Origin of the sequence: Streptomyces sp. NPDC006655, from assembly GCF_040703965.1 — a bacterium.
Lineage (GTDB): Bacteria > Actinomycetota > Actinomycetes > Streptomycetales > Streptomycetaceae > Streptomyces.
This window is the reverse complement of sequence record NZ_JBEYJU010000021.1, coordinates 14,784-25,088: the sequence shown is the minus strand read 5'-3', so window position 1 is coordinate 25,088 and position 10,305 is coordinate 14,784. Positions and strand designations below refer to the sequence as shown.

The following is a 10,305-nucleotide window of genomic DNA, read 5'->3' as shown; positions in this document are numbered from 1 at the left end:
CAAGGTGAACTTACGTGCGGATCCGGCCGTTGGGTATCGCGCCGGTGCCTGTTCGGGTGGACGAAGGACTCACCTGTGCACAGGTGAGTCCGGTTGGCCCTGGTTCGCCCGGAGCAGGACGGGTGCCGTGAGGTCGCCGAGGACGAGGTGGGCGAGGACGACCTCGTAGAGGTCGGTGCCGGAGGCCAGCAGCTGCCGTTCCAGGACGGGTTCGGCGCCCCGGACGTGTTCGCGGACCGTCTGGGCGTGCACGCCCAGGTCCTGGGCGGCGCGTTCGGCGTTCCCGTCGGCGGCGATCCAGGCACGCAGGGTGCCGCGCAGGTCCCGGCCGTCCCTGACCAGGCGGTCCAGCAGGTCCTGGGCCCAGGCCCGTAGCGCGGGTCCCGCCAGCAGGTCGCCGAGCCGGACCGGGGCGGACTGCCGTGCCGCCCCGGCGAGGTCTTCCGTGCGGGCCGCCTCGGTGTTGAGGGCCAGATGGGCGACGGCCCGTACGGTGAGGTCGGAGAAGTCGGCGCCGAGCAGCGTCTCGACGCGGTCCATGCGGGCGCGGACCGTGTTGCGGCTGACGCCGAGGACCTTGGCGGCGCTGACGGCGGTGAACTCCAGGCCGAGGCGGGTGGTGGCGAGCAGTTCGGCCCGGGTGTGGTGGGGCAGGTCGTCGAGGGGCCGGAGCACGGCGCAGGACCAGGCGCGCAGTGCGGTGGGGTCCATCAGCCGGGCGGGATGGGTGCGTTCGGCGTAGACGGCGGCCTGGTCGGGGCGGAAGTGGGCGACGGCGAGGGCGCTGACCGCCTGGCCGTAGGCGGTGGCCGTCTGGGCGAGGCTCTGGCGGACGCTGCCGCCGAGGAAGGTGCCGGGGCGGCCGTCGACGAGCGTGCGCAGCGCTTCCCCGGTGGCCGGGGAGGGGCTGAGGACGATGACGTGGCCGTCCATGGCGGGGCAGCGTACGACGAGGGCCTGGCCGTGGGTCACGTCGACGCAGTCGTCGGCGAGGCCGTCACGTTCCGCGGGGTGCCCTTCGACGATGTACACGCAGGCGCTGTCGGTGTCCAGGAGGCCGGGCCACAGGCCGGCGGCGACGCGGCGGGCGGAGACGGTGTCCTCCACCATCAGGAGTTGCAGGATGGCCAGCCGCAGGTCGGCGGCGGCCCGCCGGAGCCGGCGGCCCGCGGTGGTCAGTTCGCGTTCGCGCAGCAGTAGTTCGACGACTCCGGCGGTGTGGGTGACCGTCTCGGCGGCGCGCCGGTCGAAGGGGGTGGCGCGGGCCACGGCGAGCAGTCCGGCCGCTGCCGGGCGCGGGTCGGGGGCGCGGACGGCGACCAGGCGCAGATGGCGGTCGCCGTCCTGGACGGCGGCGGCCGAGATGCGGCCGGTGGTCACGTCGGCCACCAGGCCGGCGTCGAGGGGGATCCGGGTGCCGGCCAGCAGGGTGCCGTCGGCGGCCCGGAGGCAGACGCTCGCCTGGACGGCCTGGGCCAGCCAGGTGACGACCCGGCGGGGGTCCCGGGCGCCGGGGCGCAGATGGTCGAGGAGCTGCGCGGCCCAGCGGTCGCCGTCGGGTGTCGGGTGGTGGGGGCCCCGGTCCGCTCGGCCTGCCATCTCGCCCCAGCTCCTCGTCCTCGCCTCGGCCTCGGTCCACGGACGTTACCCGATGGATCCGGGCCGGTCCCGGCCACCGGACACGACTTCGCCGGCGGCCCTCGGGGGAAGGGCCGCCGGCGAAGGACGCCTCACCCGGGACCGGGGGGGGGGGAGGGTCCCGGGCGGCTGAATGGTCGTGTGCCCCGGATTCCGGCGCCCATGCGCGCCGAACCGGAGATTCGGCCGGTTCGCGTCGCTCGGCATAAGCTCGGCGGATGGCGAAGTACTTCGACGTGCACCCCGACAACCCGCAACCGCGGAGCATCTCCCAGATCGCCGACTCGGTGCGGTCGGGCTCGCTCATCGCGTACCCGACCGACTCGTGCTACGCACTGGGCTGCCAGCTCGGCAGCCGGGACGGCATCGACCGGATCCGCACCATCAGGCATCTGGACGACCGGCACCACTTCACGCTGATGTGCCGCGACTTCGCCCAGCTCGGCCAGTTCGTGCGGGTGGACAACGACGTGTTCCGGGCCGTGAAGGCGTCCACCCCCGGCAGCTACACCTTCATCCTTCCGGCGACCCGTGAGGTCCCGCGCAAACTGCTGCACCCGAAGAAGAAGACCGTCGGCGTCCGCATCCCCGACCACGTGGTCACCCAGGCCCTGCTGGCGGAGCTGGGCGAGCCGCTGCTGTCCAGCACCCTGCTGCTGCCGGACGAGGAGGAGCCGCTGACCCAGGGCTGGGAGATCAAGGACCGGCTCGACCACTCGGTGGACGCGGTGGTCGACTCCGGGGAGTGCGGCACCGAGCCGACCACCGTCATCGACTTCTCGAGCGGGGAGGCGGAGATCGTCCGCCGTGGCGCGGGTGACACCTCGCGCTTCGAGTGACCGGTTCCCGCTCCCCCCCCGAGCCGGTTCGGCCGCCCGCCCGTGCCACGATGATCAGGACATGCCGCGCCGGGTGTGCCGCACCCCGACGCCGACTCCACAGAGAGGCACTTGCGCCATGACCGCCGTACAGGGAACCGACGTGGACATCGCCACCGCGGACGGAGTCGCCGACGCCTACCTGGCCCACCCGGCCGACGGACTCCCGCACCCCGGTGTGCTCTTCTACCAGGACGCCTTCGGGATCCGCCCGCATCTGAAGGCGATGGCGGACCGGCTCGCCGGCGAGGGCTACACCGTTCTGGTCCCGAACGTCTTCTACCGTCACGGCCGGACCCCGGTGTTCGACCTCCCCGAGTTCATCGACCCTTCCGCGGACCCCACGATCTGGCAGCAGATCATGCCGGTCATGATGTCGCTGACGCCGGAGCTCACCGACCGGGACTCGGCCGCCTACCTGGACTGGCTGGCGCAGAGCCCGCTGGTGGCCGACGGGCCGGTGGCGATCACCGGCTACTGCATGGGCGCCCGGCTCGCCATGCGGACCGCCGCCGCGTTCCCGGACCGGGTCGCGGCCGCGGGCGGCTTCCACGGCGGCCGGATGGTCACCGAGGACGCCGACAGCCCGCACCTGCTGGCCGGCCGGGTCACCGCCGAGCTGTACTTCGGCTTCGCGGACCAGGACCAATCGATGACCGAGGAGCAGATCCGCACCTTCCAGGAGGCGCTGGACACCGCCGGGGTCCGCAACACCTGCGAGATCTACCGGGGCGCCGACCACGGCTACACGCAGGCCGACACCCCGGCCTACTCCGCCGAGGCCTCCGAGCGGCACTGGGAGGCGCTGCTCGGCCTGCTGAAGCGCACGTTCTGATCCGACCGGGCGGCCCGCGACCTGATTCCGGTCGCGGGCCGCCCGCCTGCGGTGCCGGTGGTGCCGGCCGAGTCGGTCACCGTGACCCCGGGCTCACCGGGACGGCGCGCGCACCATGAAGACGTCCACCGGGTCCTCGGTCTCGACGGTGAACCCGTGCCGCTCGTACAGTCGTCGGGCCGCACTGCCCCGCAGGACGTTCAGCCGGACCCGGGCCCCGTCGCGGTCGCACCGCGCCAGCAACCCGGCCAGGACTCCCGAGCCGATCCCGGCCCCCTGGAGCGCCGGGGCCAGGTAGAAGTGTTCCAGCCAGAGCGCGTCCTCGGCCGGCCGCAGCGCCACGCACCCGGCGAAGGCGCCGTCCACCTCGATCACCGAGGTGCGGTCGGCGTCGAACCCGTCCCTCAGCCGTTGCCGGACGCGCTGCGGGTCGTACCGCCCGAGCCGCTCCAGATCGGCCCGCAGCACGACGGCGCGCAGCTCGGCGACCGCCTCGACGTCCGCCGGTGACGCCGGCCGTGTCCTCCAGCCCCTCATGATCACCACGCTATCCGGTGCGGCCGGACGCCAAGGGACCGGGGCGGGGAGAGCAGCGCGGTCGACCGCACCGTTTTATCCTGGTTCGGCCGGAATGTGACATCTCGACCACAACCGGCCGTCGGCAGCTCCCACCCCGCACGGAAGGGGCTCCTCATGCGGGTCTTCATCGTGGGCACAGGCAACATGGCGGGCGGTATCGCCACCCGGGCCCTGGCGGGCGGACACACGGTCCGGCTGATCGGCACGGATCCCGCGAAGGCCGGCACGCTCGCGAAGGCGCTGGCCGAGCGGGTGGCGGGGGCCGACGTGGAACCCGCCGTGCCGGACGCGGTCGGGTCGGCGGACGTGGTGGTGCTGGCCGTGCCGTTCGACGCGGCCCAGGAGGTCGTGACCGAGTACGGGGACCGGCTCGCCGGGAAGGCGGTCGTCGACATCTCCAACCCGGTGGACTTCGCCACCTTCGACTCGCTCACGGTGCCCGCGGACAGCTCCGCCGCCCAGCAGCTCGCGAAGGCCGCCGCGCCGGGTACGCACCTGGTCAAGGCCTTCAACACCACCTTCGCGGGCGCGCTGGTCGCGGGCCAGGTCGGCGGACTGCCCCTGGACGTGTTCATCGCGGGCGACGACGCGGCGGCCCGGAACCAGGTGGCCGAGCTGGCCGCCTCCGGCGGGCTCAACCCGGTGGTCGTCGGCGCGCTGCGCCACGCCCGCGAACTGGAGGGCATGCAGCTGCTGCACATGGCCCTGCAGACACGGCCCGAGGGACACGGCTGGATGAGCGCGATCAAGATCGTCCCGCCCTGAGCGGCGTCCCGTGGCGCGCGAGGGGCGACCGATGTCCTGACGGACGGCCGCGGGGACGTTTCCCCCACCCCTGACCCCCGCGCCTCGCCGCTCCGTTGATCATTGTTACGGTTCGGGCGTGTCTGACTCCTCACGCGAGACCGCACAGGGCGCCGGCTGGGGCGAGGCCGAGCGGGGTGCCTACCGGCGGCTCATGCCGGACCACGTCCAGAAGCTGTCCTGGTTCGACCCGGCGACCATGTGGGCGGCCCGCAACGGCGTACTGGCCTCCTGGTTCGGCGACCCGACCGGCCGTACCCGCAGCCGTTGGGTGGCCGCCCGGGAGGCCGCCGGAGCGCCCGCCGACAAGGTGATCCGGCGTCATGAGGCCGACCGTTTCTCGTTCATGGTGATCGGCGACACCGGTGAGGGGGACGACTCCCAGTACGCCGTGGTGCCGGGCTTCCTGAAGGCGGGCCGGGACACCGACTTCGCGGTGATCGCCAGCGACGTGATCTACCCGGTCGGCACCGCCGACGACTACGGCCCCAAGTTCTTCCGCCCCTACCAGGACTATCCCGCGCCGATCTACGCGATACCCGGCAACCACGACTGGTACGAGGACCTCGGCGCGTTCATGCGCGTCTTCTGCGACGACACCCCGCCCCTCGTCCCCGAGCCGGGGCCCCGTCCGCTCACCCGCGCCTGGTGGCGCACCCTGCTGTGGCACCGGCCCCGCCCGGCCGACGAGGAACTGCTCGCGCAGGCAATGAAGTTGAGGCCGAAGCCGGAGCAGAAGGCCGTGCAGCCGGGCCCCTACTGGGCGATCGACGCCGGTCCGGTCCGGATCGTCGGCATCGACACCGGTCTGCTGGGCACGATCGACGCCGAACAGGGCGCCTGGCTGCGGGAGGTGTCCCGGGGGCCGCGCCCGAAGATCCTGGTCACCGGCTCCCCCCTGTACGTGGACGGCGAACACCACCCGTGCCCCGTCGAGGGCGGCGGCACGGTCGACGACATCGTCCGCGACCCGGCCCACCACTACGTGGCGGCGATCGGCGGCGACATCCACAACTACCAGCGGTACCCCGTCGACGTGGCCGGCCGCACCATCCAGTACGTGGTCGCGGGCGGCGGGGGTGCCTTCATGCACGCCACCCACACCATCCCCCGGGTCTCGGTCGCGAACGTCACCGAGGACGACTTCCGCTGCTACCCGCTGCGCGGCGACTCGCTCGCCTTCTACAGCCGGCTGTACGGCCGCAGACTGCGTCTGCCCCGCCTGTTCACCCTCACCGAGGCGGAGGCGACGGCGGTGATCGCCGAGCGGCTCGGCATCAGGCCCGCCCGCACACCCCACCCGGACACCCGGGTCACCCGGCGCGCCCGGGTGGTCGCGACCCTGCTCGGCGCCGGCAGCCGCCCGGACCGCGGTCCCCGCTTCCGGCTGCCGGTGAAGAAGATCTACACCCAGCTGTTCTCACCGGGCTCGGTCAGTTACAGCCCGCCGTTCTTCAAGTGCTTCCTGCGCCTGGACGTCAGCCCGGAGGCGGTACGGCTGCGTTGCTTCGCCGCCACCGGCAACCGCCCGCAGGAGCTGGACCCGCCGGTCGAGGACGAGATCGTCATTCCGCTCGGCTGATCACACTCCCGCAATGTTCGGGTGCCACAATCAGGGCAGAACTGAGGTACGACCGCTGGAGGACCGGTGCCGTCCACTCCCCGCCCGCTGCGCAGACTGGGCTTTCTCACCATCGGCCTGTTCGACGGGGCGGACCCGGCCAAGGGGCACGAGTCCACGCTGGAGATCATCGAACTGGGCGAACGGCTGGGCTTCGACAGCGCCTGGGTGCGCCACCGGCACCTCCAGTACGGCATCTCGTCCCCGGTCGCCGTCCTCGCCGCCGCCTCCCAGCGCACCAGCCGTATCGAACTGGGCACCGCGGTGATCCCGCTGGGCTGGGAGAACCCGTTGCGGCTCGCCGAGGACCTGGCAACCGTCGACCTGCTGTCCGGCGGCCGGCTCAACCCCGGTGTGAGCGTGGGGCCGCCCATGCACTACGAGCAGGTCAAGGAGGCCCTCTACCCGGACACGGCGGACAGCGAGGACTTCGGCTACGAGCGGGTGCGGCGGCTGCTGGACTTCGTGCGCGGCAAGCCGGCCACCGACTTCAGCGGGGTGGAGGGCTTCGAGATCTTCTCGGACGTGGTCCAGCCGCACTCGGCCGGTCTCGGACGTCGCCTCTGGTACGGGGGTGGCAGTCTCGGTTCGGCGCGCTGGGCGGGCGAGCACGGCATGAACTTCCTGACCAGCAGCGTGGTCAAGGCCGAGGGGCCGGACCCGGTGGGCGGCGCCCACGACTTCGCGGAGACCCAGCGCTCGCACATCGCCGAGTTCCGTGCCCACCACCCCGACGGGGAGGCGGCCCGGGTCTCCCAAGGACTGGTCGTGATCCCCACCGACTCCGCCACACCCGAGCAGCGCGCGAAGTACGAGGCGTACGCGGCCAAGCGGCTGCCCCGCACCACGGCCCCGCAGGGCCCGGCGCGGCTGCTGTTCGCGCCGGACCTGGTGGGCACCTCGGCCGAGATCGCCGAGCGACTGCACGCGCACGCCGGGTTCCGCGAGGTGGACGAGGTGGCCTTCGCCCTGCCGTTCACCTTCGAGCACGAGGACTACGTCCAGATCCTCACGGACATCGCGACCCACCTCGGCCCGGCCCTCGGCCGGCACGCCGGAGCCGTGTGAGGTCACCGGGTCACCACCGCCGTACCTCCGTGCCGGTGACCGGCTCCGACGGCCGGCCGTCCACGCCGACCGGGACCTCACCGTGCAGCGTGACCCGGGGGAAGCCGGGTTCCCGGCGGAAGCGGACGGTCCACTCGAGCCGTACGGCCTGATCGAGGAACATCTCCAGGAGCGCGGCGCTCGCGTAGGCCGCGGCCAGATCGGACCCACGAGGAGTTCTGAACGGCCGACCGGTCCGACGGTTGGTCCTTCGGCACGGCGGTCACTCCTCGACACGCTCCCCGGCGGTCACTCCTCGACACGCTCCCCGGCGGTCTCCTCCCGCCCGTCCCCGCCGCCGGTCGCGGTGAGGCTTCCGAGGATGTCCAGGAGTTCGGCGTCGCGGCTGCCGGGCTCGGCGTGGAAGACGACCACGGTGAGCCCGGTGCCGTCCATGGACAGTTTGGTGGAGTGCAGGTCGAGGTCGCCGACCAGCGGATGGGTCAGGTGGCTCACCCGCTCGCGCCGGGGCCGTATGTCGTGCCGGGCCCACAGGGTGCGGAACCGTTCGCTGCGCACGGAGAGGTCGCCCACCAGTTCGCGCAGCCGTGCGTCGTCGCTGTCGGGGCCGGCGTACGCGCGCAGGACGGCCACACCCTCCTCGGTGAGGTCCTCCCAGTCCCGGCGCAGCTCCCGCTCGGCGGGGTCGAGGAAGACGGCCCGCAACAGGTTGACGCCGGGGACGTAGTTCGGGGACAGGGCACTGCACAGCGCGTTGGCGGCCAGGCAGTCGGTGTAGTGGTTCTGGACGTAGGCGGGGTTGCGGGGCCAGCCGTCGATGAGCTGGCGGAGGCCGGCCGGCACCTGCTCGGTCCGGTGCGGGGCGCGGGCCCGCGGACCCCGTCCCTCCGCGGGCCGGTCCCGCGCCAGGGACACGAGGTACGCGGTGGCGTCGGCGTCCAGGCCGAGGACCCGGGCGAGGGCTTCGAGGACCTGGACGGAGGGGTTGCGGTCGCGGCCCTGCTCCAGCCTCAGGTAGTAGTCGGAGCTGATGCCGGCGAGCATCGCGACTTCCTCGCGGCGCAGCCCCGGCACCCGCCGCAGCCCGCCGCCGGGCAGCCCGACGTCCGCGGGGCCGACCAGCGCGCGGCGGGCCCGCAGGAACTCACCCAGCGCGTTCGAACCGTCCACGCCCCCAACCCTACGGTCCGGCCGGACGCGGTGCCTGGTCCTGTCACTCCCAGGAACACCGGGGCTTGGCCTCGCCGGCCGCGGGCGCCGCAGGATGGACGGCGAGGACGGGACACCGGCCGTACCGGTGGCCCTCTGACACTTCACGGAAGGCACACATCATGACCGCTCAGCTCGCCGGAACGCTGACCCCGGCGGACGGCCTGACCCTGACCCGTGTCGGCTACGGCGCCATGCAGCTGGCCGGCCCGCACGTCTTCGGCCCGCCGAGGGACCGTGCGAGGGCCGTCGCGGTGCTGCGCGCGGCCGTGGCGGCGGGCATCACGCACATCGACACCGCCGACTTCTACGGACCGGTGGTCGTCAACGAGATCATCAGGGAGGCCCTGCACCCCTATCCGGAGGAGCTGCGCATCGTCACCAAGGTGGGCGCCCGCCGGGCCGCCGACGGCAGCTGGGTGATGATGCGGCATCCCGAGGACCTGAAGGCGCAGGTGTACGACAACCTCCGGAACCTCGGCGTGGAGGCCCTGGACGTGGTCAACCTGCGCCTGGGAGACATGGACACACCGAACGAGGACCCGATCGGCGACCAGTTCGGCGCGCTGGCCGAGCTGCGCGAGGCGGGCCTGGTCCGGCACCTGGGGCTGAGCACGGCCTCCGCCGCGCAGCTGACCGAGGCGCAGGCGATCGCGCCCGTGGTCACCGTCCAGAACCTGTACAACCTCGCCAACCGGCAGGACGACGCGCTGGTCGCGCGGACCGCGGCCGAGAACATCGCCTTCGTGCCGTACTTCCCGCTGGGCGGCTTCACTCCGCTGCAGTCGGAGACGCTGAGCAAGGTCGCGGACCGGCTCGGGGCCTCGGCGCAGCAGGTGGCGCTGGCCTGGCTGCTGCGGCGCTCCCCCAACATCGCGCTGATCCCGGGCACCTCCTCCCCCGCGCACCTGCGGGAGAACATCGCGGCGGCCTCCCTGGAGCTGCCCGAGGACGCGATCACCGAACTGGACGGGATCGGGCAGCGGATCGCGGGCTGAGCGGGAGGGGCCCGGCCGGGTACCCGGTCAGGCAGGAGGGTACGACGGGTACGGCGGAAGGAGTCGTGGTGGGTGCTGACGACCGGCTGCGCACATACCGTGACAAGCGCGACTTCGGGCGGACCAGGGAGCCTTCGGGGCAGGCGTCGGCGGCCGGGGGCCGGCCCCGGTTCGTGGTGCAGATCCATGACGCGCGCCGGATGCACTTCGACTTCCGGTTGCAGGTGGGCGGGGTCCTGAAGTCCTGGTCGGTCCCCGAGGGCCCGTCGGCCGACCCCGGGGACAAGCGACTGGCCGTGCCGACGGAGGACCATCCCCTGGAGTACGAGGAGTTCGAGGGGGTGATTCCGAAGGGCGAGTACGGCGGCGGCACCGTGATCGTCTGGGACCGCGGCTGGTACGAGCCGCTCAGCCACGACCGCGGGGGGCGGCCGGTCGGCTTCGAGGAGTCGCTGGCGGCGGGGCACGCGACCTTCCGGCTGCACGGCGCCAAGCTGCACGGCGAGTACGCCCTCACGCGGTTCCGCGGGCGGGACGGCGACGACGCCTGGCTGCTGGTGAGGAAGGGCCCGGCGCGGTCGGGCGGCCACGGCACCCCCGACCCCCGACGGGCCCGCTCGGTGCGCTCCGGCCGCACCCTCGCCCAGGTGGCCGCGGACGCCGACAGCTGACCGG

The 10,305-nt window shown here is 73.1% G+C and carries 10 protein-coding genes and 1 pseudogene; 7 read left to right on the top strand and 4 right to left on the bottom strand.

The window, feature by feature from the left end; all coding sequences use genetic code 11:
• Positions 1–69: 69 nt before the first annotated feature.
• Positions 70–1,599 carry a helix-turn-helix domain-containing protein gene (locus tag AB0958_RS14915; protein WP_366890817.1) on the bottom strand — a complete coding sequence of 510 codons (1,530 nt, stop codon included), beginning with the start codon at positions 1,597–1,599 and terminating at the stop codon, positions 70–72.
• 257 nt (positions 1,600–1,856) lie between these two features.
• Between AB0958_RS14915 and AB0958_RS14910 the strand changes: the two genes are divergently transcribed.
• Positions 1,857–2,477 carry an L-threonylcarbamoyladenylate synthase gene (locus tag AB0958_RS14910; protein WP_366890816.1) on the top strand — a complete coding sequence of 207 codons (621 nt, stop codon included), beginning with the start codon at positions 1,857–1,859 and terminating at the stop codon, positions 2,475–2,477.
• 118 nt (positions 2,478–2,595) lie between these two features.
• Positions 2,596–3,351, top strand: coding sequence for a dienelactone hydrolase family protein (locus tag AB0958_RS14905; protein WP_366890814.1), 756 nt, complete (start codon positions 2,596–2,598; stop codon positions 3,349–3,351).
• A 93-nt stretch (positions 3,352–3,444) separates the two neighbouring features.
• On the opposite strand, the gene AB0958_RS14900 is transcribed toward AB0958_RS14905, so the two are convergent.
• Positions 3,445–3,888, bottom strand: coding sequence for a GNAT family N-acetyltransferase (locus AB0958_RS14900; protein WP_366890813.1), 444 nt, complete (start codon positions 3,886–3,888; stop codon positions 3,445–3,447).
• 156 nt (positions 3,889–4,044) lie between these two features.
• Between AB0958_RS14900 and AB0958_RS14895 the strand changes: the two genes are divergently transcribed.
• From AB0958_RS14895 to AB0958_RS14885, 3 genes are all read left to right on the top strand, one after another.
• Positions 4,045–4,695, top strand: a complete 651-nt coding sequence (locus AB0958_RS14895; protein WP_366890812.1) for an NAD(P)-binding domain-containing protein — start codon at positions 4,045–4,047, stop codon at positions 4,693–4,695.
• A 118-nt stretch (positions 4,696–4,813) separates the two neighbouring features.
• Positions 4,814–6,316, top strand: a complete 1,503-nt coding sequence (locus AB0958_RS14890; RefSeq protein ID WP_366890811.1) for a metallophosphoesterase — start codon at positions 4,814–4,816, stop codon at positions 6,314–6,316.
• A 66-nt stretch (positions 6,317–6,382) separates the two neighbouring features.
• Positions 6,383–7,423 carry an LLM class flavin-dependent oxidoreductase gene (locus AB0958_RS14885; protein ID WP_366890809.1) on the top strand — a complete coding sequence of 347 codons (1,041 nt, stop codon included), beginning with the start codon at positions 6,383–6,385 and terminating at the stop codon, positions 7,421–7,423.
• Positions 7,424–7,433: 10 nt separating this feature from the next.
• On the opposite strand, the pseudogene AB0958_RS14880 reads toward AB0958_RS14885, so the two are convergent.
• Both AB0958_RS14880 and AB0958_RS14875 read right to left on the bottom strand, forming a co-directional pair.
• Positions 7,434–7,625: pseudogene (locus AB0958_RS14880) on the bottom strand (TauD/TfdA family dioxygenase); the annotation flags it as partial.
• 86 nt (positions 7,626–7,711) lie between these two features.
• The gene (locus tag AB0958_RS14875) at positions 7,712–8,593 is read right to left on the bottom strand and encodes a helix-turn-helix transcriptional regulator (RefSeq protein WP_366890808.1); all 882 of its coding nucleotides are present in this window, start codon (positions 8,591–8,593) and stop codon (positions 7,712–7,714) included.
• A 161-nt stretch (positions 8,594–8,754) separates the two neighbouring features.
• Between AB0958_RS14875 and AB0958_RS14870 the strand changes: the two genes are divergently transcribed.
• Positions 8,755–9,630: an oxidoreductase gene (locus tag AB0958_RS14870; RefSeq protein WP_366890807.1), complete on the top strand. Its 876-nt coding sequence runs from the start codon at positions 8,755–8,757 to the stop codon at positions 9,628–9,630.
• 68 nt (positions 9,631–9,698) lie between these two features.
• On the top strand, positions 9,699–10,301 hold the full coding sequence (locus tag AB0958_RS14865) for a DNA polymerase ligase N-terminal domain-containing protein (RefSeq protein WP_366890806.1): 603 nt from the start codon (positions 9,699–9,701) through the stop codon (positions 10,299–10,301).
• Positions 10,302–10,305 lie beyond the last annotated feature (4 nt).